Origin of the sequence: Streptomyces sp. WM6386, from assembly GCF_000972385.1 — a bacterium.
Taxonomy (GTDB): domain Bacteria; phylum Actinomycetota; class Actinomycetes; order Streptomycetales; family Streptomycetaceae; genus Streptomyces.
Genome location: NZ_JXTE01000031.1, coordinates 34,489 through 60,742 on the forward strand (window position 1 = coordinate 34,489; position 26,254 = coordinate 60,742).

Consider the following 26,254-nt stretch of genomic DNA (forward strand, 5'->3'; position numbering starts at 1 on the left):
CCTACGGGCCGGCGCGGGAGACGAGTTCGAAGGTGAGGGGCTCGGAGGAGTTCGGATCGATGACGAATCCTTGGCCCTCCTCCTCGGCCCACGTCCCGTCCGGCTGATCGACGTGGGCCACGACCAGCGTGGTGCGCGGCCGGGGGAGCCGTCCCCGGTCCGCCGGCGGGTCGTGGCTCTGGATGTCGAGGACCCGGACCAGGGTCTCGGGCACGCCGACGAGGCAGGTGTCCCCGGCCGACAGTTGCCAGGGCTTCGGCTCCGTGTGGAACACGCCCTGCCACCACTCGAGGGAGTCCGGGTCGGTCGGCATGGCCATCTGGCCGTCCCACCGGTACCGCGAGTCCGGGTCGATCCCGGCCCACGGCCAGACGAGGAAGGCATGACCGCCCGCGACCCTGGCCACCTTCGCGGGGGTCCACGGGCAGGTCACGCGCAGAATGTCGCCCACGCGGTGCCCGGGGCCTGCGGTCACTGTCTTCTTCACCCGCGCATCGTAGGGGGTCAGCCCTCCGTCAGCCCCACGTCCGGTGCAGCCAGTCCAGTTGCCGGCGCGCCTGCACCGCGTCCCCGCCCTCGTGCCCGTTGTACGGATAGGCGTGGATCTCGGTGCGCGGTTCGGCGCCGGACAACTCGGCGTAGCGGTTGAAGGCGGCGTACGCCCCGCTCGGCGGGCAGACCGTGTCGCGCAGGCCCACCCCGAAGTGGGCCGGGGCGTGGGCGCGGCGGGCGAAGGAGATGCCCTCCATGTAGGCGAGCGTGCGGTGGGCGGCCTGCTCGGAGCCGCGGTGGACGGAGAGGTACGCGGTGATCTCGCCGTAGGGACTCGCGTCGGTGAGATCCAGGGCGCGGCGGATGCCGCACAGGAAGGGCGCGGTCACCAGCGCGGCCGCCAGGTCCGGGACGAGCCCCGCGACGGCCAGTGCGAGGCCGCCGCCCTGGCTGTTACCGGCGGCCGCGACGCGTCCGGCGTCCACCCCGGGCAGCTCACGGACGGCCGCGACCGCGCGTACGGCGTCCGTGATGAGGCGCCGGTAGTGGTAGTCGTGCGGGTCGAGCAGACCGCGTACCGCCGGGCCCGGGCCGCCGGGCGTCTGTGCGTGCGGGTCGGGGGTGCGGCCGCCGTTGCCGTACTGGTCGCCCTGGCCGCGGTTGTCCATCAGCAGATGGGCGTATCCGGCGTTCACCCAGGTCAGGCGTTCGTGGGGGAGGCCGCGGCCGCGGCCGTAACCGGCGAACTCGACCACTGCGGGCAGCGGTTCGGACACGCCCGCCGGTCTGCTGAACCAGGCGCGCACCGGGTCGCCCGCGAAGCCCTGGAAGGTCACGTCCCAGGTCTGCGTCAGACGCAGTCCGGTCTCCACCGGCCGGACCGACACCAACACCTCCGGCTGCGCCGCCTCCTTGAGGGTCTCGTGCCAGAACTCGTCGAAGTCGGCGGGCTCTTCGGGGAGCGGACGGTGGTGCACCAGTTCCGTCAGCGGCAGGTCGAACGCGGGCACGAGGCACCTCGCAGGAGTCGGAGGACAGAGGGAAACTTGCGGAGATCAATGTGCCGGTTTTCCGTGTTCTACCCCGAGCGGAAGAGACTTCAACTCCGCACGCCTGCCTCAAAAGCCCGCTGCAGCACCCATTGACAGCGCTTTCCGAGTGCCTTTAGGTTGCCGCGGAGTTACCGGTAAGAGCTCGAAAGTTTCGGTTCAACTCCCCCCTCCTGAGAGGACCGAGCATGAGCACCTCCACCAAGTCGGCCTCTCCGCCTGGCATCCAGGGCCCACCGGAGCCCGACCCACCGCCGCCGCCCTCCGCCCGCGTCCCCTGGAGACGGGCCCTGCGGCGCGACTGGCAGCTGTACTCGCTGGCACTGCTGCCGCTGCTGTTCTTCCTGGTCTTCCGCTATCTGCCGATGCTCGGCAACGTGATCGCGTTCCGGCGCTTCCAGCCCGGCGGCTCGATCTTCGGCGAGCAGTGGGTGGGCCTGCGCTACATCGAGATGTTCCTCAGCGACCCCACCTTCTGGCAGGTGTTCCGCAACACCCTGTGGATCGGCGGGCTCACCCTCGTCTTCTGCTTCCCCATCCCGATCGTGCTGGCCCTGCTGCTCAACGAGGTGCGCCGGCGTTCCCTGAAGCGCTTCGTGCAGTCGGTGTCGTATCTCCCGCACTTCCTGTCGATGGTGATCGTCGCCGGCATCACCATGCAGATGCTCGCCACGGACGGCGCGGTCAACCACGTCCTGGGCTGGTTCGGCCACGACCCGATCCGGTTCATCCAGGAACCCGAGTGGTTCCGCACGATCTACGTCGGCTCCGAGATCTGGCAGACCGCCGGCTGGGGCACGATCCTCTACCTGGCCGCGCTCACCACCATCGACGAGGACCTGTACGAGGCCGCCCGCATCGACGGCGCCAACCGCTGGCAGCAGATCTGGCACGTCACCCTGCCCGGCATCCGCCCCACCATGATCACGCTGCTGATCCTCAACATCGGCACGTTCCTCGCGGTCGGCTTCGAGAAGGTCCTGCTGCTCTACAACGCGCTGACCTATCCGACCGCCGACGTGATCTCCACCTACGTCTACCGGACCGGCGTGGAGTCCAGCAGCTTCAGCTACGCCGCCGCCATCGGCCTGTTCGAGGCGATCATCGGCCTGGTGCTGATCACCTCCGCGAACCAGCTGTCGCGCCGCACAGTGGGGACCAGCCTGTGGTGAAGCCGAGCCGTTCCTACCGGGTCTTCCAGGGCGTCAACGGGGTGGTCCTCAGCCTCGTGGTGCTGGTGACCCTGTACCCCTTCGTCAACATCGTCGCCCGGTCCTTCAGCGGGGAGCGGCAGATCCGGGCCGGTGAAGTCACCCTGTGGCCCAAGGGGTTCAACCTCACCACGTACAAGATCGTGTTCCAGGACTCGATGTTCTGGCGCAACTACGGCAACACGGTGTTCTACACGGTCGTGGCGACCGCCGTGGCCATAGCCCTGACGACCTGTTACGCGTACGTCCTGTCGAAGAAGCACCTCAAGGGGCGCACCGCGCTCGTCGGTGTCGCGGTGTTCACCATGTTCTTCACCGGCGGCCTGATCCCGCAGTACGTCCTGATCACCAGCCTCGGCCTGAAGAACAGTGTGTGGGCGATCGCGCTGCCCAACGCGATCAGCGTCTTCAACCTCCTGGTGATGAAGGCCTTCTTCGAGAGCCTGCCGACCGAACTGGAGGAGGCCGCGCAGATCGACGGCCTGAGCACCTACGGCATCCTGCTCAGGATCGTGCTGCCGCTGTCCAAGGCGGTCGTCGCGACGATGGTGCTCTTCTACTCGGTGTCCTTCTGGAACTCCTGGTTCAGCGCGTTCCTCTACATGGACAGCACCGATCTGATGCCGGTCACCGTCTATCTGCGCAACCTCATCCAGGGCGCCACCGGAGGCTCCAACGCCGGAGCCGGCACGGAACAGCTCAGCCAGGTCGGGGCGAACATCCAGGCGGTCACCATCGTGCTCACCGCGCTGCCGATCCTCTGCGTGTACCCGTTCGTCCAGCGCTACTTCGTCTCGGGCGTGATGCTCGGTGCGGTCAAGGGCTGACGCTCACTCAATTCACCTACGGAACAAGGGAGTATCCGTGAGGAACGAAGGACAGCTGTCGCGGCGTCAGATTCTTGCGGCCGCAGGCTTCATCGGACTTGCCGGCCTCACCGGGTGCGGCAGCGGCGACGACGGTGGGGACAGCAAGGACCTCTCCAAGAAGCAGAACGGCGCCATGAAGGAGTACCGCGCCGGCCAGCAGTTCAAGGCCGCGAAGCCGCTGTCCTTCTCGATGCTGCACAACAACAACCCGCTCTACCCGACGAAGAAGAGCTGGCTGTTCTGGAAGGAGGTCACCCGGCGCACCGGGATCACCATCAAGCCGGTCGACGTCCCGCTGGCGGACTACGAGAAGAAGCGCAGCGTCCTCATCGGCGCCGGCGACGCCCCCTTCCTGATCCCGAAGACGTACCACCCGGGCGAGGTCGCCTTCGTGTCCTCCGGCGCGATCCTGCCGGTCAGCGAGTACGTGCACCTGATGCCCAACTACCGGGACAAGGTGAAGAAGTGGCGGCTGGAGCCCGAACTGGACTCCATACGCCAGTCCGACGGCAAGTACTACCTGCTGCCCGGCCTGCATGAAAAGGTCAAGTCCGGCTACTCCCTGTCCTTCCGCACCGACATCCTCGACAAGCACGGTCTGACCCTGCCCACCAGCTGGGACGAGGTGTACGACGTCCTGAAGGCGCTGAAGGCGGAGTACCCCGACAAATACCCCTGGACCGACCGCTGGAGCACCAACACGCCCTTCCCGTGCGGTGCGTTGTTCGGCTACCTCGGTCAGGCGTACGGGGTCAGGGCGGGCTGGAACTACGACAACATCTCCTTCGACACCCAGGCGAAGAAGTTCGTCTTCACCGGGGCGAGGGACGGCTACCGTCAGATGGTCGAGTACCTGAGGAAAATCGTCGCCGACAAGCTTCTCGACCCGGAGAGCTTCACCCAGCAGGACGACCAGGCCCTGCAGAAGCTGCTCGGCGAGAAGTCCTATGCGATCAGCGCCAACCCGCAGGTACTGGTGCAGGACTACCGCTACAACCTGGAGAAGCAGGTCAAGGGCGCGAAGATCGAGATGATCCCGGTGCCGCTCGGTCCGGCGGGCCCGGTGGTGCTCGGCGGGGCCCGCCTGGAGAACGGCATCATGGTCTCCAGCAAGGCCCTCAAGAGCGACAGCTTCGTCGCGATGATGCAGTTCGTGGACTGGCTCTGGTACTCCGACGAGGGCCAGAAGTTCTGCAAGTGGGGCGTGGAGGGCACCACCTACACGGAGTCCGGCGGCCAGTACAAGATGGAGCCCGGCATCACCCTCATGGGCTCCGACCCGGACGCCCCGAAGGACCTCCAGAAGGACTTCGGCTTCTTCAACGGCGTCTTCACCTACGGCGGCAGCTGGGCCCTGGTCTCCTCCAACTTCAGCCCGGACGAGAAGAAGTTCCAGGACGCCATGGCCCAGCGCACCCAGCTGCCCATCGACCCGGCCCACCCCCTGCAGTCCGTGGAGCAGGAACAGGCGACGCTGTGGGACACCCCGCTCAAGGACACCGTCATCCAGAACACGCTCCAGTTCGTCCTCGGCAAGCGCCCGATGTCCGAATGGGGCGCGTACGTCAGCGAGTTGAAGTCGAAGAACATGCAGCAGCTCGTCGACCTCCACAACAAGGCGTACGAACGGTTCAAGAAGGAGAACGGGTGATCCGCGTCCCGATCGAGGGCACCGGCCGGTTCCCCGACGCCTGGCGCCACTGCGTCGGCACCGGCCGCGTCGAACTCGCCCTGCGCCGGGACTACCAGGACTCGCTGAAGCTCCTCCAGGACGAGATCGGCTTCCGGTACATCCGGGGGCACGGGCTGCTGAGCGACGGCATGGGCGTCCATCGGCCCTACGAATGGGAGGGCGCCCGGCGCGTCCACCACTCGTTCACCTACGTCGACCAGGTCGTCGACGCCTACCTGGCGCTCGGCATCCGCCCCTTCCTCGAACTCGGCTTCATGCCCGTGGAGTTGGCATCGGGGGAGCGGACGGTGTTCTGGTGGCGGGGAAATGTCACCCCGCCCCGCTCGCACCAGGAGTGGGCGGCGCTCGTGAAAGCGACCCTCACCCACCTCGTCGACCGCTACGGCCTCGACGAGGTCCGCACCTGGCCCATAGAGGTGTGGAACGAGCCCAACCTCCCCGACTTCTGGGAGGGCGCGGACGAGAAGGCGTACCACCGGCTGTACGAGGTCACCGCCAAGGCGGTGAAGGAGGTGGACGCGTCCCTCCAGGTCGGGGGCCCGGCCCTCGCGCCCGGCGCCGACGACTGGCTGGACCGCTTCGCCGAGTTCGTCGAGCGGCACGACGTCCCCGTCGACTTCGTGTCGAAGCACGCCTACACCTCCGGGCCCGCCCAGCACGTGCCGTTCGGCGTGCACCAGACGCTGGGTCCCGCGCAGGGCCTGCTCGACCAGTTCGCCACGCCCCGCGAGCGGCTGAAGGGCACCCGGCTGGCCGAACTGCCCGTCCACATCACGGAGTTCAATTCCTCCTACCGTCCCGACAACCCGGTCCACGACACCGCCTTCCACGCCGCGTACCTGGCCCCCGTACTGGCGTCGGGCGGCGACCACGTGGACTCCTTCTCGTACTGGACGTTCAGCGACATGTTCGAGGAGGCCGGCCCGCCGACCGCGCTCTTCCACGGCGGCTTCGGCCTGCTCACCCACCGCCAGGTGAAGAAGCCGACGTACCATCTGTACGCGTTCATGGCCCGGATGGGCGACGAGCTCCTGCGGCGCGGCGACGACCACCTGGTCACCCGGCACCCGGACGGCCGGATCATGGTCCTCGCGTGGGCGCCGGTCGACGCGAGCGGCGAAACCCCCGGGCCGTCACAGCACCGGCTGCGCCTGTCCGTACCGGTGGAGGGAGCCAGGGAGGCGTTCGTGCGCCGGTCCGGTGTGGACGAGGAGCACGGCAACGCGCGTACGGCCTGGCAGCGGATGGGCAGTCCCCGTTCACCCCGGCCGGGCCAGCTCGACGTACTCCATGAAGCGGCCGAACCCGCGCGGCGGTATCTGCGGCTGCCGGTGGAGGACGGCCGGGTGGCCCTGGACCTGACGCTGAGCCGCCACGAGGTGACGCTCGTCGAGGTCAGCGCGGTCGCGGACGAGGCACCGGCCTGGACGGACGAGCGGAGACTGCTCGGAAGGGAGGCGCGATGAGCACCCCGTCCACCGCCTTCGGCATCGGCCCCCTCTCCCGGGCCGCCGCCCTCATCCACACCCTCGTCACGGTCGAGGCCCTCCTCCTCATCGCGGCCGCCCCCGGCCTGGCCGGTCTCTTCCTGCTCGGCCCCGACCCCTCCAACATCCCCCTCGCCGCCCTCTGCCTGCTCCCGCTCGGCCCCGCCTGCGCCGCCGCCCTCTACGCCCTGCACCACCGCGACCGCGACCTCACCGACCTCCACCCGGCCCGCACCTACTGGCGCGGCTGGCGGCTCAACGCGCTCCCCGCCCTGAAGCTGTGGACGCCCCTGCTCACCTGGCTCACGGTCATCGCCTTCACGCTCACCCACTTCTCCGCGACCGGCCTGCCCGGCTGGTGGGCGGTGCTGCTCGCGGCGATCGGCCTCGGCTCCCTCCTGTGGGGAGCCCACGCACTCGTGCTGACCTCCCTCTTCAGCTTCCGCGCCCGCGACACCGCCGGCCTCGCCGGCTACTTCCTCTTCCGGCACGGCCGCGCCACTCTCGCCACCGCCTCGCTGCTCGTCCTGACCGCCGCCGGGACCAGCCTGCTCACGGAGGCCCTGCCCGCCCTGCTGGCCGCCCCGCTGCTGCTGTCCCTGCTGCACGGCGGCCGCCCGGTGATCGCCGAGACCCAGGAGGACTTCACCGTATGAGTCGCAAGATCCGGTACGGCGGCGACTACAACCCCGAGCAATGGCCGCAGTCCACCTGGGACGAGGACCACCGTCTCTTCACCCGGGCCGGCATCGACACCCTCACCGTCGGCGTCTTCTCCTGGTCCCTCACCCAACCCGCCGAGGACACCTACGACTTCACCGTCCTGGACCGTGTCCTCGACCGTGCCGCCGCCGAGGGCCGCCGGGTCTGTCTCGCCACCGGCACGGCCGCTCTCCCGCCGTGGCTCGCCAAGAAGTACCCCGAGGTCAACCGCACCGACTTCGAGGGCCGCCGCCACCGCTACGGCCAGCGCCACAACTTCTGTCCCAGCGCACCGGCGTACCGCCGCCTCTCCACGGCCATGGCCGCCCGTCTGGCCGAACGGTATGCCGAGCACCCGGCGTTGCTCGCCTGGCACATCAACAACGAGTACGGCGGCGCCTGTTACTGCGAGCACTGCGCCGAGGCCTTCCGGGAGTGGCTCCGGACCGAGTACGTCACCCTCGACACCCTCAACGACGCCTGGTGGACCACCTTCTGGTCCCACCGCTACACCGACTGGGCCGAGATCGAACCCCCCAGCGCCCTCACCGAGCACTGGCGCGGCCCCGACCACACCGCCTTCCAGGGCCTCACCCTCGACTATCTCCGCTTCACCACCGACGCCCTCCTCGGCTGCTTCCTCGCCGAGAAGGAGGTGATCCGCGCCCACGACCCGCAGACCCCTGTCACCACCAACTTCATGGGCATGTTTCGCCCCCTCGACTACCACCGCTGGGCCCCGCACCTCGACTTCGCCTCCTGGGACAGCTACCCGCCCCTCGACGCCCCGCCGACCTGGCCCGCCCTGGCCCATGACCTGATGCGCGGCCTGAAGGACGGCGCCCCGTTCTGGCTGATGGAGCAGACGCCCTCCACGACCGCGTGCCGGGACGTCAACCCCCTGCGCCGCCCCGGTGAGCTGAGGCTGGCCACCTTCCAGGCCATCGCCCATGGCGCCGACGCGGCCCTCTACTTCCAGATGCGCGCCTCCCGTGGCGCCTGCGAGAAGTACCACGGCGCGGTCATCGGCCACGCGGGCCGCGACGACACCCGCGTCTTCGGCGAAGTGGCCGAGCTGGGAAGGGAGTTGGAGGCACTGGGCGACTCCACGCTCGGCGCCCGCACGCCCGCCCGCACTGCCCTGGTCTTCGACTGGGACAGCTGGTGGGCCCTGGAGATCTCCGACGGCCCCTCCCGGCTGGTCAAGTACCAGGAGGTGGTCCACGCCTACTACCGCGCCGCCCGCGAGGCCGGCGCCGACGTGGACGTGGTCCCGCAGACCGCCGACCTGACCTCGTACGCCGTGGTCCTCGCCCCCGTGCTGCACCTGGTCAAGGGTGATCTCGCCAAGCGACTGGAAGCGGTCGCCGCACGCGGCGGCACGGTCCTGACGACCTTCCTCTCGGGCCGCGGCGACCAGCACGACCGGGCGTTCCCCACCGACGTACCGGGCCCGCTCGCGCCCCTGATGGGCGTGCGGATCGACGAATGGGACAGCCGGCAACCGGAGTTCACCCAGCCCGTACCCGAGCTGGGGTCGCAAGCCCGCCTCGTCTTCGAGATCGTCCGACTGCGCGGCGCCGAGCCGGTCGCCACCTACGGCACCGACTTCTACGCGGGCACCCCGGCCGTCACCCGCAACGCGTTCGGGGAAGGCGAGGCCTGGTACGTCGCCACCGCCCTCGACCAGCCCGGCGTCGACGAGGTGGTCCGCCGCGTCCTCGCCCGCCACGACCTGCTCGGCCCCTACGCCGACCACCCCGGCGTCGAGACCGCGACCCGGATCGCCCCCGACGGCACCCGCCTCCTCTTCCTCCTCAACCACACCCCCGAACCGGCCCGTCTCACCGCCCACACCACCGCCACCGACCTGCTCACCGGCAAGCGGATCGAGAAGGGCGAACCCCTGACCCTCGACCCGCTGGACACGGCGGTCCTGCGAATCCGGTAGAAGGGCTCTGAGCGGGTCGGGTGAAGTCCTCTACGGTTCGGCAGCGCCCTGAAGGGGCGCGGGGCCGTATCAATGTGCGGCTCCGCCGCGGGGCGCGACCAGCCACGACGGTGCCGGGGACGGTCGACGGCACATCGCGGCACTTCCCGCGGAGCGCTTAGTGGATCCGGCGCCCATGTACGTCGGGCACACCGGACTTCCGGAAGAAGTAGCTGTTGATCTGGTCGCGCCACTCGCGGGCGCAGCGGAGCTGCTCCTCGAACCGCTCCGTCACCCGCGAGTGGCGCTCGGCGTCCACCAGGTCCACCAGCGAGGCCCACACCCGCCGAGCGGCCTCCACCTCTTCCACGCCCTCGAAATGGGTGTCGTAGATGTGCTGGATCACCGTCCCGCCGCTGTGCAGCACATGCCCGTACGGCACATGGTGGAAGAACAGCAGCAGCTCGTCCGGGCAGGCCTCCGGCGACTCGTACACCTCGGCCCAGGACTTGGCGTACTGCGCCGCGTACCCCGTGCCGGTCGCCGCGCTGCGGTCCACGCCGATGCCGTCCCGGTCGGCGAAGTGGTAGGTCCCCCACGGGCTGTACTCGTATCCGTCCACGCTCGGCCCGTAGTGGTGACCGGGCTGCACCATGAAACCGACCCCGAGCGGCGCGGTGTACTTCTCGTACGTGCACCACGACCCCTCCATCACCGCGCGCACCCCCGCCGCCGGCTCCGTCCCGAAGGTGAGCCGGATCCACTCGTCGAGGATCTCCAGCGGGTCCGCGTCCGGCCGCCACGCCAGTCGGCCGAAGGTGTAGAGGTTCGCCTGGGCCAGCGGATGCCCGGTCCAGAACGGGTCGTCGCCGACGTTGGAGACGGCGACCAGGGCATCCGCCAGCTCCGCCACCGGCGTGCCGTTGGGCCGGAACCGCAGCACCCCGCTCCACATCGGCCCCAGCCAGCACACATGCCGTTGCTGCCCGGTGTACTCCTGCGTCGCCTGCAACTCCACCGCGAGCCGGGTGCCGGGCATCGCGCCGATCAGCGGTGAGACCGGCTCCCGCACCTGGAAGTCCATCGGCCCGTGCTTGACCTGGAGCACGGCGTTCGACGCGAACTCCCCGTCCAACGGCACGAAATGCTCGTACGCCGCACGCGCCCGGTCCGTCGTCCGGTCCCGCCAGTCCTGCCGGTGGTCGTAGACGAACGCCCGCCAGTGCACGGTCCCGCCGTACGGCTCCAGCGCGGCGGCCAGCAGGTTCGCCCCCTCGGCGTGTGAGCGGCCGTACGCGAACGGCCCCGGCTGCCCCTCCGAGTCGGCCTTGACCACGTACCCGCCGAAGTCCGGTATCGCCTCGTACACCCGCGCGGTCACCCCGGCCCACCACGTCCGCACCCCCTCGTCGAGCGGGTCGGCCGTCGCAAGCCCGCCGAGCACGACCGGCGCGGCGAAGCTCACGGACAGATGCGTCCGGATCCCGTACGCCCTCAACGCGCCCGCGATCGCGGCGACTTCGCCGATCCGGTCGGTCAGCAGCCGCGCCTCGGCCTGGTGCACGTTGACGTTGTTCACGGCCACGGCGTTGATCCCGCACGAGGCGAGCAGCCTGCCGTACGCCCTGACCCGCTCCAGATCGCCGCGCGCCCGCCCGTCCTCCCAGAACAGCGAGCCACCCGCGTACCCGCGCTCCACCTGGCCCATCACCGGGTGCACGGACACGTTGTCCCAGTGGTCCAGCATGCGCAGGCCCAGGGCCGGGCGATGCGTCTCCCGACGGGGTTCGCCCCGGAAGGCGTCCTCGCCGAGCCGTACGACGTGGAAGAGCCCGTACAGCAGGCCTGGCCGGCCGGACGCGGTGACCGTCGTCCGGCCGGCCTCCCGTGCGAACGTGAACGCCTCGGACCCGTCGTCGCCGGTCAGGTCCAGCAGCAGGTCGTAGGGGCCGGAGGGCGCGTCGCGCTCGACCTGTCCCCCGAACCGGGCGCAGGCCTCAGCCACTTCCTCGTGCACCGAGTCCACGACCGGACCCTCACCGCCACGGATGAGCGTCCGGCGGCTGCCGATCGCCCGGAAGGCGCCGGGCGCCAGCCAGGCGGGGTCGACACTTTCAGGAAGGTGCGGCACGAGACTCCCAACTCAACTGCTCAGGCCAGCAGTTCGACCTCGGACACGGTCGCCTCGCCGTCCAGCACGAGGCGGTACCTCTCGTACGTACCCGGCGACCCCACGGTGAACGCGCGTGTCTGTCTGTCCCAGGCGAAGGATTCTCCGGACCGCTCGTCCAGTTTCTCCCACGAGGTCCCGTCGGCCGACCCCTGGAGCACCCAGCCCGTGGGCGCCTTCGAGCGGTCCGAGGGCGAGGTGAGCGTGTACTGCACCGCCCCGACCGCCTCGGTGACCGGCAACTCGACCTCCGTCACCGCCACTTCGCTCGCCGACGTGTTGTCGAAGAGACTGCTGGCGCCCTTCAGCACATCCGCCCGAGGCGTCGGCACCTTGTCGTCCTCGGTGATCGACACCGGCGCCGCGTTCTTGCCCGTGCCCCAGGACGAGGGCCGCGGACCCATGTCGAAGGCCAGCGTGCCACCCTTCGAGATCAGCGAGTGCGGCAGCGAAGTCGCCGTCCAGGTACGCCCGTTGACCTTCAGGCCCTGCACATACACATTGCGCGTGCTGTTCTTCGGCGCCTTGACGACGAGGTCCCGTCCGTTCTCCAGATGCACGGTCGCCTTGGTGAACAACGGTGAGCCGACGGCGTACTCGCCACTGCCCATCACCAGCGGATAGAAGCCCAGCGCGGAGAAGAGGAACCACGCCGACTGCTCGCCGTTGTCCTCGTCACCGTGATAGCCCTGCCCGATCGCACTGCCGGTGTAGAGCCGGGACAGCACCTCACGGACGTTGCGCTGGGTCTTCCACGGCCGGCCGGCCGCGTCGTACATGTAGTTCACATGGTGGGCGACCTGGTTGGAGTGCCCGTACATGCCCATGCGGACGTCCCGGGCCTCCGTCATCTCGTGGATGACCCCGCCGTAGGAGCCGACGAAGTCCGGCGAGGCCGTCTCCGGCGTGGCGAAGTACTCGTCGAGCTTCTCGGCGAGCCCGCGGCGGCCGCCGTACAGATTGGCCAGGCCGCGGCTGTCCTGCGGGGCGGTGAAGGCGTACCCCCAGCCGTTGGTCTCCGTGTAGTCGTGGCCCCAGACGCGAGGGTCGTACTTCGACGACTCCACACGCCAGTCACCGGCGAGGTCCCGACCCTGGAAGAAGCCGGCCCGGGAATCGAAGAGGTTCACGTACTCCCGGGCCCGGTTGAGGAAGTACTCCGACTCCTCCGCGTACCGCTTCTCACCCGTCTCGTCGTACAGCGCCTGTCCCATCCGCGCGATGCCGTAGTCGTTGAGATAGCCCTCCAGGGCCCAGGACAGGCCCTCGTGCGTCTCGGAGCTGGTGTAGCCGAGGAACGGGGAGGTCTCCATCCCCTTGCGCCCCACGCCCGACGTGGGCGGCACGACGGTCGCGTTCTTCAGGGCCGCCTCGTACGCCGACCTGGCGTCGAAGTCGACGCCCTTGACGTACGCGTCGGCGAAGGCGACGTCCGAGGACGTGCCGGTCATCAGGTCCGCGTAACCGGGGGAGGACCAGCGCGAGGTCCAGCCGCCGTCCTTGTACTGCTGCACGAACCCGTCGGCCATCTCCCCCGCCTGAGTGGGCGTCAGAAGCGAGTAGGCCGGCCAGGTCGTCCGATAGGTGTCCCAGAAGCCGTTGTTGACGTACACCTTGCCGTCGACGATCTTCGCCCCGGTGTGCGTCGGGGTGTCGGGACCCGGCATCGGGGAGAACGGCGAGGCGTACTGGTGCTTCGAACCAACCTTCTCGAAGCCGGAGTTGGGGTACAGATACAGCCGGTACAGGCTGGAGTACAGCGTGGTCAGCTGGTCCTCGGTGGCGCCCTCGACCTCGACCTTGCCGAGCAGCCGGTCCCACTGCTTCTGGGCGCGCGACTTCACCGCCTCGAAGGAGGTGCCGTCGGGGATCTCCTGGCGCAGGTTGTCCTTGGCCTGGTCGATGCTGATGAGCGAGGTCGCCAGCCGCAGTGTGACGGTGCGGTCCTTGAACCGCAGATAGCCCTTGACCCCGCTGGAGTCGCCCTCGACCACCGGCTTGTCGAAGACCCCGTACACGAACAGCCGCGTCGCCCCCGTCGACAGCCCGGACTTCACGTCCGAGTACCCGGTGACGACCCCGGCCGCCTTGTCGAGCGTCAGCCCCGCCTGATCCGTCACATTGTCGAAGAGGACGCTCGCCTCGTCGCCGGGGTAGGTGAAGCGCAACGCCGCCGCGTGGTCGGTCGGTGCCATCTCCGCCTTGAGCCCGTTCTCGAACCGCACGCCGTAGTAGTACGGCCGCGCGGTCTCGTTCTCGTGCCGGAAGGCCAGCTCCCGCGCCTCGCGGCCGGTCTCCGGGACGCCGACGGCCACGGACGGCATCACCTGGAAGGTCTGCCGGTCGCCCATCCAGGGGCTCGGCTCATGGCTCGCGCTGAACGCCTGGATCGTCGGCAGGTTGTCGTCGTTGTTGGCCCGCGCGTAGTCGTACAGCCAGCTGAGCGATCCGGCGTTGGTGACCGGCGTCCAGAAGTTGAAGCCATGGGGCACGGCGGTCGCGGGGAAGTTGTTGCCGCGGGAGAAGGCCCCGCTGGAGTTGGTGCCGCGGGTGGTCAGCGCGTAGTCCGAGAGATGGGTCTTCGGCTTCTCGGGCGCCACGGTCCCGATCCGGACGTCGTCCAGCCAGCCGCGGAACTTCGCCGGGCCGCCGGAGGAGTCGTAGGCCACCAGGATCCGGTCGACCGTCTTCCCGGCCGCCACCGACCCGATCCGCGAGGCCACGTCGTTCCACTGGTTGACGTACAGCACCTTCGCGGCGCCCTGACCCTGCGGCGACAGCTCGAAGCCGTGCAGGTCCCGGGCCCCGAGGCCGCTCAGATACGTGCCGTCCGTGAAGGCCAGGTCCACCGCCACGTTCGTCGCCGCGTAGTCCCGGTCGCCGTCCGCCATCGACGGGAAGACGCGGTACGCCAGCCGGGTGTCCCGGCCGACGGCCACGTTCACGTCGTAGACCTTGTTGTACGAGTACGCCCGCCCGTCCGCCGTGTGCCGCCCGGCGTACCGCAGCGCCCGCTTTCCGGTGAAGCCCGCCCGCGCCTTCGCGGTGGGCGAGCCGTTCGGGCCGCGGTCGACCAGCGAGAGCATGTCGGGCGGGACGGGCCCGTCGCCGCCGCCCGTGGAGAACTGCACGTCGGCGAGTTGCAGGAGGCCGGAGGCGCCGTTGTTCGCGGTGACGTCGAGGCGGAGGTGCTGGTACTCGGCCGGCTCCGCGAGGTCGTACGACTTCGTCTGGAAGCGCTCGGCGAAGGCCTGCCCGGCGCGGGTGTCGAGGGTCTTCCAGTCCTTGCCGTCCGTCGAGCCCTGAAGCGTCCAGTCCTTGGGGTCGCGCTCGGCGTAGTCGTTGGCCGAGACAAGGGCGTACATCACGATCTTTCGCGGTTTGTCCAGGTCGAACTCCACCCAGCCGGTGGGCTGGAACGCCAGCCATTTGGTGCCCGGCTCGCCGTCGACGAGGTTCTCCTTCACCTCGCCGCCGGAGGTGTTCTCGGCGCTCGCGCGGACGTCCGTGACACGGTCGGTCACATTGCCCGGGATGCCGCTGCTGTAGCCGCCGTCGACGCCCGAGGCGCGCTCCACCGTGTCGGTCCAGTCCGGCACCGGATCGTCCGCCTCGAAGGAGGACGCGAACTCCCGGTCGGCGCCGGGCGCCTCCGGCAGGGCGGTCGCGGCCCCCTGGGAACCCATGGCCAAAGCAAAGGCGGTCGTGAGAGCGACCGCCGGGCCTCGTCTGTACCGAGCTCTGTGCCGCATGCGCCAGCACCCTCCTGCCATCGCGGACAACGTTGTCAACTTCGATGCGCAAGGATCAGTTGTGGCCCAAGTGGTCGGCGGTGTCAAGGGTGTTGAGTGTGGCATTCGGGCGCAATGCCGGGGATATTTCCGTCAGTCGGTACACAGCCCGCACATATTTCCGGGAGGTCTCAACTCGGAAAAGACCCATGGCCAACCTTGCATTCGATCTTGCTCCGCTGGCGGGAAGTGGACTATACCTGTCGGCGATTCACCGCACTTCCTGCACGACCCAGCGTGACCCGAACGCGGTGCCCGGGAGGATCCGGTTCACCGCCTGAGTCCTGGAGAAGGCGAGGACTTGAGCATGGGATCCACTTCCGCCGAGAACAGCAACAAAGGCTCCGTCGGCCGCCGCGATCTGATCAAGCGGTCCGCCGCGCTCGGTCTGATCTCCGTACCCACCATGAGCGTCCTCTCCGCCTGCGCCAGCGGCGGCGGGGACGACAGTTCCGACAACGACACCGGAGGCAAGACCTCCAAGTCCAACCCCTTCGGCGTGAAGGACGGCGGCAAGCTCGACGTCGTCATCTTCAAGGGCGGCTACGGCGACGACTACGCCAAGGCCTGGGAGGCGAGCTTCAAGAAGAAGTGGGGCGTGACCTCCGTCCACACCGGCACCCAGGAGATCACCGGCAAGCTCCAGCCCCGCTTCAACGCGGGCAACCCGCCGGACATCGTGGACGACTCCGGTGCCCAGCAGATCCCGATCGACGTGCTGTACAAGAACGGCCAGCTGCTCGACCTCGCCGTGGTCCTGGACGCCCCGTCGATCGACGACCCGGCCAAGAAGGTCCGCGACACGCTGATCCCCGGCACCCTCGACGCGGGCATGCAGGGTGGCAAGGTCGTCGCCCTGAACTACATCTACACGGTGTGGGGCCTGTGGTACTCCGGCAAGCTCTTCAAGGAGAAGGGCTGGACGGAGCCCAAGACCTGGGACGAGTTCCTCGCCATCTGCAAGGACGCCAAGTCCCAGGGCATCGGCGGCCTCGCCCACCAGGGCAAGTACCCGTACTACATCAACGTCGCCATCATGGACCTGATCGCCAAGACCGGCGGCCTGGAGGCCATGAAGGCGATCGACAACCTGGAGCCCAACGCGTTCGTGGGCTCCGACGCCGCGAAGGCCGCCGTCGAGGCGGTCTACGAGGTCGTCGAGAAGGGCTACTTGATGCCCGGCACGAACGGCCTGACCCACACCGAGTCCCAGACCCGGTGGAACCAGTACAAGGCCGTGTTCATCACCAGCGGCTCCTGGCTGGAGAACGAGCAGCTCAAGACGACGCCGTCCGACTTCGACATGAAGTTCCTGCCGATGCCGCTGCTGCCCGGCAGCAAGCTGCCCTTCCAGGCGATCCGGGCCGGTTCCGGTGAGCCCTTCATCATCCCGGCCAAGGCCAAGAACCTGCCCGCGGCCAAGGAGTTCGTGCGGATGATGCTGTCCAAGGAGTGGTCGACGACCTTCGCCAAGGAGGCGAACTCGCTGACCATCGTCAAGGACGGCGTCGACACCGGGGTCCAGCTGCGGCCGGGCACCCAGTCGACGGTCGAGGCGTCCAAGGCGGCCGGTGACGACACCTTCCGTTTCCTGTACACCGAGTGGTACAGCGAGATGGGTACGGCGATCGAGAACGCGTCCAACGAGCTGATGGCCAAGCGGATCCAGCCGGCGGAGTGGCTCAAGCGGGCTCAGGCCGCCGTCGACAAGCAGGCCAAGGACCCGGAGTCGAAGAAGAACCACCGGGACTGATCACAGTGCCCCGCGCCCCGGAAAAGGGGCGCGGGCGTTCCGCCGGGAGACCAGGGGCAGGAAACGCCAATGCGCAAAGGGCAGTACCGGTTCGTCGCGGGATTTCTGTTCGCTCCCGTGGCGCTCTATGTGATCTTCGTGATCTGGCCGTACATCCAGACGTTCGGATATTCGCTGACCGACTGGAAGGGGCAGTCCCAGACCTTCAAGTTCGTCGGCCTGGACAACTACAAGGCGCTGTTCCAGGACGACATCTTCATGGGGGCGATCTGGCACAACATCCTGTTCCTGATCTTCATTCCCCTGGTCACCATTCTGCTCGCGCTGTTCTTCGCCTTCATGCTCAACGTGGGCGGGCGCAGCCGGGCCGGCGGGGTCGCGGGGGTCGCCGGATCCAAGTACTACAAGATCATCTATTTCTTCCCGCAGGTGCTGTCGCTGGCGATCATGGCGGTGCTGTTCGGGGCCGTCTACCGCAGTGACGGCGGCGGCATGCTCAACGGGCTCCTCATCAAGCTGGGCCTGGTCGACGCCCAGAGCCCCATCGAGTGGCTCAACGAGCCCGACCTCGTGCTGTGGGCGCTGCTCGTGGTGGTCGTCTGGCACGGCGTCGGCTTCTACCTCGTGCTGTTCTCCGCCGCCATGCAGTCCATCCCGAAGGACATCTACGAGGCCGCGCTCATCGACGGCGCCGGCCGCTCGCAGTCCTTCTTCCGCATCACGCTGCCGCTGCTCTGGGAGTCCGTACAGACCGCCTGGGTCTATCTCGGCATCGCGGCGATGGACATGTTCATCCTGGTCTCCACGATGACCTCCGGCGACTACGGAGGCGGCCCCGACCACCACAGCGAGGTCATGGCGACCGTGATGATGCGCAACTTCCTGCTGTACGGCAAGAGCGGGTACGCCTGCGCCATGGGCGTGGTCATGCTCGTTCTCACCCTGATCGTGTCCGTGTTCACGTTGCGCGCCACCCGCCGCGACCGCGTCGAGTTCTGAGCGGGGAGAGAAGACACCTCATGAGCGCACCTCTCAAGGAGACCGCCGCCTCGGGCGGTTCGGTCCCCGCCCAGCCCTCGATCGGCAAGACCCCGGCCCGCCCCGGCGACCAGCGCGGTGAAGGCCTCGCACTGAACGTCTTCTCGCACGGCTTCCTCGCCCTGTGGGCGCTGTTGATCGTGCTGCCGCTGCTGTGGCTGGTGCTGAGCTCCTTCAGGACCGATGCCCAGATCGGCGGTTCGGCCTTCGGCTGGCCGCAGAACTGGTCGCTGGACGTCTTCTCCCGCGCCTGGGACAAGGGCATCGGCGACTACTTCGTCAACACCGTCATCGTGCTGGTCTTCTCGGTGCCGCTGACGATGCTGTTCGGCTCGATGGCGGCGTACGTGCTGGCCCGCTACGAGTTCTGGGGCAACCGTTTCCTGTACTACTTCTTCGTGGCCGGCGCGATGTTCCCGGTGTTCCTCGCCCTCGTCCCGCTGTTCTTCATGGTCAAACGGCTGGACATGCTGAACACCTATCAGGGCCTGATCCTGGTCTACATCGCCTACTCGATGCCGTTCACGGTCTTCTTCATGCACGCCTTCTTCCGGACCCTGCCGACCGCGGTCTTCGAGGCGGCGATCCTGGACGGGGCCTCGCACACCCGGACGTTCTTCCAGGTGATGCTGCCGATGGCGAAGGCGGGCCTGCTCAGTGTCGGCATCTTCAACACCCTCGGCCAGTGGAACCAGTTCATCCTGCCGACGGTCCTCATGCAGCCGCAGAGCGGTGACGATCCCGAGCGCTATGTCCTCACCCAGGGGCTCATCCAGCTCCAGCAGCAACAGGGGTACGCCTCCGATCTTCCGGTTCTCTTCGCGGGCGTGACCATCGCGATGATCCCGATGCTGGTCGTGTACCTGTCCTTCCAGCGTCAGGTGCAGGCGGGGCTGACATCCGCGACCTTGAAGTGAAGCGCGCGTAGCGCTCCGGAACCGACCGTGCGCACGCCGTTCCCCGCCCTGGGAGCGGCGTACGCCGACGTGGCCGGAGCCGCGGATACTGTTCAACCTCTTGACGGAAGGCGACCCGAACGGCTCAGCTTAGAGTTCACTAGTTGGACACTCACGGGGCCTCATAGAAGCGGTCCCGCGCGCAGGAGGTCGTCGTGGAGACTCCGGGGTCGCAGTCGTCACTGCACCGAGCCAACCTGGAACGGGTCGTCCGGGCCGTCCGGCTGGCCGGGTCGCTCACCCAGGCGGAGATCGCCCGGACCACCGGTCTGTCCGCGGCCACCGTCTCCAATATCGTCCGTGAGCTCAAGGACGGCGGAACCGTCGAGGTCACGCCCACTTCGGCGGGTGGCCGGCGGGCCCGCAGCGTCTCGCTCAGCGGGGACGCCGGCATTGTGATCGGCGTCGATTTCGGCCATACGCACCTACGGGTCGCGGTCGGCAACCTCGCCCACCAGGTGCTGGCCGAGGAGTCCGAGCCGCTGGACGTGGACGCCTCCTCGACGCAGGGCTTCGACCGGGCGGAAGAGCTGGTCAACCGCCTGATCGCGGCGACCGGCGTCGACCGCTCCAAGATCGCCGGGGTGGGTCTCGGTGTCCCCGGCCCGATCGATGTGGAGTCCGGTTCCCTGGGCTCCTCCGCGATCCTGCCGGGGTGGATCGGCACCAAGCCCGCCGAGGAGCTGGGAGGCCGTCTGGGCGTCCCCGTGCACGTCGACAACGACGCCAACCTGGGCGCCCTCGGCGAGATGGTCTGGGGCGCCGGCAGAGGCGCCAGAGACCTGGCGTACATCAAGGTCGCCAGTGGTGTCGGCGCAGGTCTGGTCATCAGCGGCAAGATCTACCGGGGCCCGGGTGGCACAGCGGGAGAAATCGGGCATATTACTCTTGATGAGTCCGGCCCGGTCTGCCGCTGTGGAAACCGTGGCTGCCTGGAGACCTTCGCGGCCGCGCGTTATGTGCTGCCGCTCCTCCAGTCCAGTCACGGCACCGACCTGACGATGGAAGGCGTCGTACGGCTGGCCAGGGACGGAGACCCAGGCTGCCGTCGGGTGATCGCCGACGTCGGCCGACACATCGGCAGTGGAGTAGCCAATCTCTGCAATCTCCTGAACCCGAGCAGGGTGGTCCTGGGCGGTGATCTCGCCGAGGCCGGTGAGCTGGTGCTCGGCCCCATCAGGGAGTCCGTGGGCCGGTACGCCATCCCTAGCGCGGCACGTCAACTCTCCGTTCTTCCGGGGGCACTTGGGGGCCGTGCGGAGGTGCTCGGAGCGCTCGCTCTCGCACTTAGCGAGATGGGCGATTCGACCCTTTTGGACGGCACGCTGCATGCAGCAGCCCCTGCCTTCACTTAGAGAACGAAACCCGCCGTTGCCAACCCGTTAAGTATTTACTTCTTGACGTCGCACGTACGGCCGAGTTGACTTCCAGCCACCTCGGCCGCAACGACGCGGCCTCGTCAGGGAGGTTTCAAAGTGAACACGCTTATGCGTCGTGCGGCCGTGCCCGTTCTGGTCTCGGCTCTTGCTCTCTCCGCCGCCGCCTGTGGCAAGGCCGGAGACGACGACAACGACAGCGGCGGCAGCGGCTCCGACAACAAGTCGATCGGCCTGCTCCTGCCCGACAGTGTCACCACGCGTTACGAGCAGTTCGACCGGCCGTTCTTCGAGGCCAAGGTCAAGGAGCTGTGCGACGACTGCACCGTCTCCTACAACAACGCCGGCGCCGACGCCGCCAAGCAGGCCCAGCAGGTCAGCACCATGGTGACCAAGGGCGTGAAGGTCATCGTCGTCTCCGCCCAGGACTCGGCCGCGATCAAGTCCTCGATCGACGCCGCGGTGAAGAAGGGCGTCAAGGTCATCGCGTACGACCGTCTGGCCCAGGGCCCGGTCTCCGCGTACGTCTCCTTCGACAACAAGAAGGTCGGCGAGCTCCAGGGCCAGGCCCTCCTCGACTCCCTCGGCGCCAAGGCGACCCCCAAGGCCAACGTCGTCATGATCAACGGTGACGACGCCGACCCGAACGCCGCGCTCTTCAAGGAGGGCGCCCACAGCGTCCTCGACGGCAAGGTCAAGATCGCCTACGAGCAGTCCGGCCTGTGGAAGGACTCGGTCGCCGCGCAGAAGATGAAGGCGGCCATCACCCAGCTCGGCAAGAAGAACATCGCGGGCGTCTACGCCGCCAACGACGGTATGGCCGGTGGTATCGCCACCACCCTCAAGGGCGCCGGCATCTCCGGTATCCCGCTGACGGGTCAGGACGCCGAGCTCGCCGGTATCCAGCGCATCGTCGCCGGTACGCAGTCCAGCACGGTCTACAAGGCCTTCAAGCCGGAGGCCGACGCCGCCGCCCAGCTCGCGGTCAACCTGCTCGAGGGCAAGAGCATCGACTCCCTCGCCACGACGACCATGACCAACGGCTCCGGCGACAAGGTTCCGTCGCAGCTGCTGACCCCGGTCTCCGTCACCGTCGACAACATCAAGGACACGGTGATCAAGGACAAGCTGTACACCGTGGACCAGATCTGCACCGCCGAGTACGCCGCCGCGTGCAAGAAGGCCGGTCTGCAGTAGTCACCGCCCCGAGGGCGTGCCTTTGATCCGGCACGCCCTCCTGGCAGGTACAGCCCCCTCCGGCGCCCGCCCCGCCTTCATACCCCGCTGCGGGACGGGCGCCGGACGGAAGCATGGCGAACGCGCCCGTTGCCAACAAGCACGGGCTGCGCGCAAGTTCATCAGTAAGTCGGTGCCCCCTTCGGCATCCCCCTCCGCGCCTTACCCCAAGCGCGGCATCCCCGCCGGTCAGGCGGCGAAGGAGATGGTTCACGTGTCCGCTACGCCCGTGCTGGCGTTGCGCGGAGTTTCCAAGCGATTCGGTGCTGTGCAGGCACTCACCGATGTCGAGCTGGAGGTCCACGCCGGAGAAGTGGTCGCCCTGGTCGGCGACAACGGCGCAGGAAAGTCCACGCTGGTCAAGACGATCGCCGGAGTCCACCCCATCGATGAGGGCGTCATCGAGTGGGACGGCAAGCCGGTCAGCATCAACAAGCCGCACGACGCCCAGGGACTCGGCGTCGCGACGGTCTACCAGGACCTCGCGCTGTGCGACAACCTCGACGTGGTCGGCAACCTCTACCTCGGACGCGAGCTGCTGCACCGCGGCGTCATCGACGAGGTCACGATGGAGCAGAAGGCCCGCGAGCTGCTGTCCACGCTCTCCATCCGCATCCCGAGCGTGCGCATCCCGATCGCGAGCCTCTCCGGCGGTCAGCGCCAGGTCGTCGCCATCGCGCGTGCCCTCATCGGTGACCCCAAGGTCGTCATCCTCGACGAGCCCACCGCCGCCCTCGGTGTCGAGCAGACCGCACAGGTCCTCGACCTCGTCGAGCGGCTGCGCGAGCGCAACCTCGGCGTCATCCTCATCAGCCACAACATGGCCGACGTGAAGGCTGTCGCCGACACCGTCGCCGTGCTGCGCCTGGGTAAGAACAACGGCTCCTTCTCCGTGAAGGACACCACCCACGAAGAGATCATCGCCGCCATCACGGGTGCCACGGAGAACGCCGTGACCCGTCGTGCGGGGCGTCGCAGCACGGAGGCGGCAAAGTGAGCGACACGTCGAAGACCGAGAACGCCGAAAAGACAGCAAAGACTGCCGGCGTGGTGGAGGGACAGACCACCGTCGCGCCCGCCGACGACCCCACGGCCGCGCCGGTCGTCGTCGTCGACCCGCGTCTGCTGATCCGCGAAGAGGGCTTCAAGGGTTACTGGACCGAGTTCAAGCGCAAGGTCAGGGGCGGCGAGCTCGGCCAGCTGCCCGTCGTCGTCGGCCTCATCGTCATCTGGACGATCTTCCAGCTGAAGAACGACCTGTTCCTGAGCGCGGACAACCTGTCCAGCATCAGCTACTTCCTGTCGGCCACCGGCATGCTCGCCATCGGCCTGGTGTTCGTGCTGCTGCTCGGTGAGATCGACCTGTCCGTCGGCTCGGTGAGCGGCCTCGCCTCCACGATCTTCGCGGTGTTCGTGGTCACCCACGGCATGAACGAGTGGCTGGCCCTCGTCCTGGCCATCCTGACCGGTGTCGGCATCGGTGTCCTGCACGGCTGGTTCTTCGCCAAGATCGGTGTGCCGGCGTTCGTCGTGACCCTGGCCGGCTTCCTCGGCTGGAACGGTCTGATGCTGTGGCTGCTGGGCGACAGCGGCACGATCAACATCCCGGACGACAGCGGCCCGGTCCACATCCTCGGGCAGGGCTCCTTCTTCATGGACCAGGCCATCATCGGTGCCTACCTGCTGGCGGGTCTCGGTGTGGCGTCCATGCTCGTGGGCTCGCTGATGGAACAGCGCCGCCGCAAGGCCGCGAACGTGCCGTTCCGTCCGACCAGCGAGATCCTGCTGCGCGTCGGTCTCCTCGCCGTGGCGTCCTTCGCCGCCGCGGCCGTGCTGAACAACGCCGCGGGTGTCTCCAACTCCCTGGTGATCTTCCTCGCCGCGCTGGTGATCGTGGACTTCGTGCTGCGTCGCACCACGTTCGGCCGCAAGGTCTTCGCGGTCGGTGGCGGTATCGAGGCGGCGCGCCGTGCCGGTATCAACGTGGCGGCGATCCGGATCTCGGTGTTCGCCATCGCGGGTGGCTTCGCCGCGATCGGCGGTATGTTCTTCGCCGGCCAGACGGCGTCCGCGACGCTGAACGCGGGTGGCGGCAACACGCTGATGCTGGCCATCGCGGCCGCGGTCATCGGTGGTACGTCGCTGTTCGGCGGCCGTGGCACGGTGTGGTCGGCGCTGCTGGGCATGCTGGTCATCCAGTCGATCCAGACCGGTCTTGACCTGCTGAACATGAACACGTCGATCCAGTACATGATCACCGGCGGCGTGCTGCTCGGTGCGGTCGTCATCGACTCCGTCTCCCGCAAGAGCCAGAAGGCGGCGGGACGCGGCTAGCGCCCAAGCGCCGCAGGGGCGTGGGTGAACTTGCGGGTACCGGTCCCTCGTGGCTGGTCGCGCAGTTCCCCGCGCCCCTTCTCGGCGTTGTAGTACCGGGTGATTTTGGGTACAGCCGATCGCGTGACGTATCACCCACCGCCCGAGTCTCGTCCGCAAAGACGGAACATTAGACTCGACAAGCCCGGCAACAGCTCTACTGCAAGGAGGCACGGGTGCCGCTGCTGACCCGCATCAGGGGACCGCGCGATCTGGACCGGCTCAGCCTGGAGCAGCTGGACCAGCTGGCAGAGGAGATCCGGACCTTCCTCGTCGACGCCGTCTCCAAGACCGGCGGCCACCTCGGCCCGAACCTCGGCGTGGTCGAGCTCACCATCGCCCTGCACCGTGTCTTCGACTCGCCGAAGGACAAGGTCCTCTGGGACACCGGACACCAGTCCTACGTCCACAAGCTGCTCACCGGCCGCCAGGACTTCTCGAAGCTGAAGATGAAGGGCGGCCTCTCCGGCTACCCCTCGCAGGCCGAGTCCGAGCACGACGTCATCGAGAACAGCCACGCCTCGACCGTCCTCGGCTGGGCCGACGGGCTCGCGAAGGCCAACCAGATCCAGAAACGCGACGACCACGTGGTCGCCGTGATCGGAGACGGCGCCCTCACCGGCGGCATGGCCTGGGAGGCGCTGAACAACATCGCCGACGCCAAGGACCGGCCCCTGGTCATCGTCGTCAACGACAACGAGCGGTCCTACGCGCCGACCATCGGCGGCCTCGCCAACCACCTGGCGACCCTGCGCACCACCGACGGCTACGAGCGCTTCCTGGCCCGCGGCAAGGACCTCCTGGAGCGCACCCCGGTCGTCGGCAAGCCGCTCTACGAGACCCTGCACGGCGCCAAGAAGGGCCTGAAGGACTTCATCGCCCCGCAGGGCATGTTCGAGGACCTCGGCCTCAAGTACGTCGGCCCCATCGACGGCCACGACATCGAGGCCATGGAGTCCGCCCTGGCCCGCGCCAAGCGGTTCGGCGGCCCGGTGATCGTCCATGTCCTCACCGAGAAGGGCCGCGGCTACCAGCCCGCCCTCCAGGACGAGGCCGACCGCTTCCACGCCGTCGGCAAGATCCACCCCGACACGGGCCTGCCGATCGCCTCCTCCGGCGCCGACTGGACCTCCGTCTTCGGCGAGGAGATGGTCAGGCTCGGCGAGGAGCGGGACGACATCGTCGCCATCACCGCCGCCATGCTCCAGCCGGTCGGCCTCGACAGGTTCGCCAAGAAGTTCCCCGAGCGGGTCTACGACGTCGGCATCGCCGAGCAGCACGCCGCCGTCTCCGCGGCGGGCCTCGCGACCGGGGGAGTGCACCCCGTCTTCGCCGTCTACGCGACCTTCCTCAACCGCGCCTTCGACCAGGTCCTGATGGACGTCGCCCTGCACAAGTGCGGTGTGACGTTCGTCCTCGACCGGGCCGGCGTCACCGGCACCGACGGCGCCTCCCACAACGGCATGTGGGACATGTCGATCCTCCAGGTCGTCCCGGGACTGCGGCTCGCCGCGCCCCGCGACGCCGACCAGGTGCGGGCGCAGCTGCGCGAGGCCGTGCAGGTCGACGACGCGCCGACCGTCGTACGGTTCTCCAAGGGCGCCGTAGGCCCCGCCGTCCCCGCCGTGGGTCGCGTCGGCGGCATGGACGTCCTGCGCGAGCCCGGCACCGACACCCCGGACGTACTCCTCGTCTCCGTGGGCGCCCTCGCCCCGATGTGCCTGGACATCGCTGGCCTCCTCGACAAGCAGGGCATCACCACCACCGTCGTCGACCCGCGCTGGGTCAAGCCCGTCGACGAGGCCATGGCCCCGCTCGCCGAGCGCCACCGCGTCGTCGTCACCGTCGAGGACAACTCCCGTGTCGGCGGCGTCGGTTCGGCGATCGCCCAGGCCCTGCGCGATGCCGGCGTCGATGTCCCGCTGCGCGACTTCGGCATCCCGCCGCGCTTCCTCGACCACGCCTCCCGCGCCGAGGTCATGGCGGAGATCGGTCTGACCGCCCCGGACATCGCCCGTCAGGTCACCGGTCTGGTCTCCAGGCTGGACGGCAAGTACGGCAGCGCGGCGGCCGAACCGGAGCCCGCGCGCGACTGACCCCTACGACCGGATGGGCCGGTTCCACCACC

Annotated in this window: 18 protein-coding genes; 14 read left to right on the forward strand and 4 right to left on the reverse strand. The window is 68.4% G+C overall.

Going from position 1 to position 26,254, the window contains the following annotated elements:
- Position 1: 1 nt before the first annotated feature.
- Complete coding sequence (locus TN53_RS44145) at positions 2–487, reverse strand: hypothetical protein (RefSeq protein WP_052745264.1); 486 nt, start codon at positions 485–487, stop codon at positions 2–4.
- 28 nt (positions 488–515) lie between these two features.
- Positions 516–1,502, reverse strand: a complete 987-nt coding sequence (locus tag TN53_RS20265; protein WP_046259976.1) for an acetylxylan esterase — start codon at positions 1,500–1,502, stop codon at positions 516–518.
- A 227-nt stretch (positions 1,503–1,729) separates the two neighbouring features.
- Here TN53_RS20265 and TN53_RS20270 point away from each other — a divergent pair, with 227 nt between their 5' ends.
- From TN53_RS20270 to TN53_RS20295, 6 genes are read left to right on the forward strand one after another with little or no spacing between them, the layout of a single operon-like run.
- Entirely contained in the window at positions 1,730–2,713 is a 984-nt protein-coding gene (locus tag TN53_RS20270; protein ID WP_046259977.1) for an ABC transporter permease, read from the forward strand.
- The gene (locus TN53_RS20275; protein WP_046259978.1) at positions 2,707–3,579 is read left to right on the forward strand and encodes a carbohydrate ABC transporter permease; all 873 of its coding nucleotides are present in this window, start codon (positions 2,707–2,709) and stop codon (positions 3,577–3,579) included. The genes TN53_RS20270 and TN53_RS20275 overlap by 7 nt, the downstream gene beginning before the upstream one ends.
- A gap of 37 nt (positions 3,580–3,616) precedes the next feature.
- Positions 3,617–5,272 carry an extracellular solute-binding protein gene (locus TN53_RS20280; RefSeq protein WP_046259979.1) on the forward strand — a complete coding sequence of 552 codons (1,656 nt, stop codon included), beginning with the start codon at positions 3,617–3,619 and terminating at the stop codon, positions 5,270–5,272.
- Entirely contained in the window at positions 5,269–6,780 is a 1,512-nt protein-coding gene (locus TN53_RS20285) for a GH39 family glycosyl hydrolase (RefSeq protein ID WP_199924622.1), read from the forward strand. The genes TN53_RS20280 and TN53_RS20285 overlap by 4 nt, the downstream gene beginning before the upstream one ends.
- Positions 6,777–7,457 carry a DUF624 domain-containing protein gene (locus TN53_RS20290; protein WP_046259980.1) on the forward strand — a complete coding sequence of 227 codons (681 nt, stop codon included), beginning with the start codon at positions 6,777–6,779 and terminating at the stop codon, positions 7,455–7,457. Before TN53_RS20285 ends, TN53_RS20290 begins: the two co-directional genes overlap by 4 nt.
- Positions 7,454–9,454: a beta-galactosidase gene (locus TN53_RS20295; RefSeq protein WP_046259981.1), complete on the forward strand. Its 2,001-nt coding sequence runs from the start codon at positions 7,454–7,456 to the stop codon at positions 9,452–9,454. Before TN53_RS20290 ends, TN53_RS20295 begins: the two co-directional genes overlap by 4 nt.
- Before the next feature lie 157 nt (positions 9,455–9,611).
- On the opposite strand, the gene TN53_RS20300 is transcribed toward TN53_RS20295, so the two are convergent.
- Both TN53_RS20300 and TN53_RS20305 read right to left on the reverse strand, forming a co-directional pair.
- Complete coding sequence (locus tag TN53_RS20300) at positions 9,612–11,564, reverse strand: alpha-glucuronidase (protein ID WP_046259982.1); 1,953 nt, start codon at positions 11,562–11,564, stop codon at positions 9,612–9,614.
- Between the two features lie 20 nt (positions 11,565–11,584).
- Positions 11,585–15,355: a GH92 family glycosyl hydrolase gene (locus TN53_RS20305; protein WP_046259983.1), complete on the reverse strand. Its 3,771-nt coding sequence runs from the start codon at positions 15,353–15,355 to the stop codon at positions 11,585–11,587.
- A gap of 346 nt (positions 15,356–15,701) precedes the next feature.
- On the opposite strand from TN53_RS20305, the gene ngcE reads away from it, so the two are divergent.
- From ngcE to dxs, 8 genes are all read left to right on the forward strand, one after another.
- On the forward strand, positions 15,702–17,147 hold the full coding sequence (ngcE, locus tag TN53_RS20310; RefSeq protein WP_046259984.1) for an N-acetylglucosamine/diacetylchitobiose ABC transporter substrate-binding protein: 1,446 nt from the start codon (positions 15,702–15,704) through the stop codon (positions 17,145–17,147).
- A 69-nt stretch (positions 17,148–17,216) separates the two neighbouring features.
- Positions 17,217–18,146, forward strand: a complete 930-nt coding sequence (locus TN53_RS20315; RefSeq protein ID WP_046259985.1) for a carbohydrate ABC transporter permease — start codon at positions 17,217–17,219, stop codon at positions 18,144–18,146.
- 20 nt (positions 18,147–18,166) lie between these two features.
- Entirely contained in the window at positions 18,167–19,102 is a 936-nt protein-coding gene (locus TN53_RS20320) for a carbohydrate ABC transporter permease (RefSeq protein ID WP_046259986.1), read from the forward strand.
- Positions 19,103–19,296: 194 nt separating this feature from the next.
- On the forward strand, positions 19,297–20,496 hold the full coding sequence (locus TN53_RS20325) for an ROK family transcriptional regulator (RefSeq protein WP_046259987.1): 1,200 nt from the start codon (positions 19,297–19,299) through the stop codon (positions 20,494–20,496).
- 132 nt (positions 20,497–20,628) lie between these two features.
- Positions 20,629–21,714 (forward strand): sugar ABC transporter substrate-binding protein, encoded by a 1,086-nt coding sequence (locus TN53_RS20330; protein ID WP_046259988.1) that lies wholly within the window; start codon positions 20,629–20,631, stop codon positions 21,712–21,714.
- 244 nt (positions 21,715–21,958) lie between these two features.
- Positions 21,959–22,750, forward strand: coding sequence for an ATP-binding cassette domain-containing protein (locus tag TN53_RS20335; RefSeq protein WP_046259989.1), 792 nt, complete (start codon positions 21,959–21,961; stop codon positions 22,748–22,750).
- Complete coding sequence (locus TN53_RS20340) at positions 22,747–24,087, forward strand: sugar ABC transporter permease (RefSeq protein WP_046259990.1); 1,341 nt, start codon at positions 22,747–22,749, stop codon at positions 24,085–24,087. Before TN53_RS20335 ends, TN53_RS20340 begins: the two co-directional genes overlap by 4 nt.
- 215 nt (positions 24,088–24,302) lie before the next feature.
- Positions 24,303–26,222, forward strand: a complete 1,920-nt coding sequence (gene dxs / locus TN53_RS20345; RefSeq protein WP_046259991.1) for a 1-deoxy-D-xylulose-5-phosphate synthase — start codon at positions 24,303–24,305, stop codon at positions 26,220–26,222.
- Positions 26,223–26,254 lie beyond the last annotated feature (32 nt).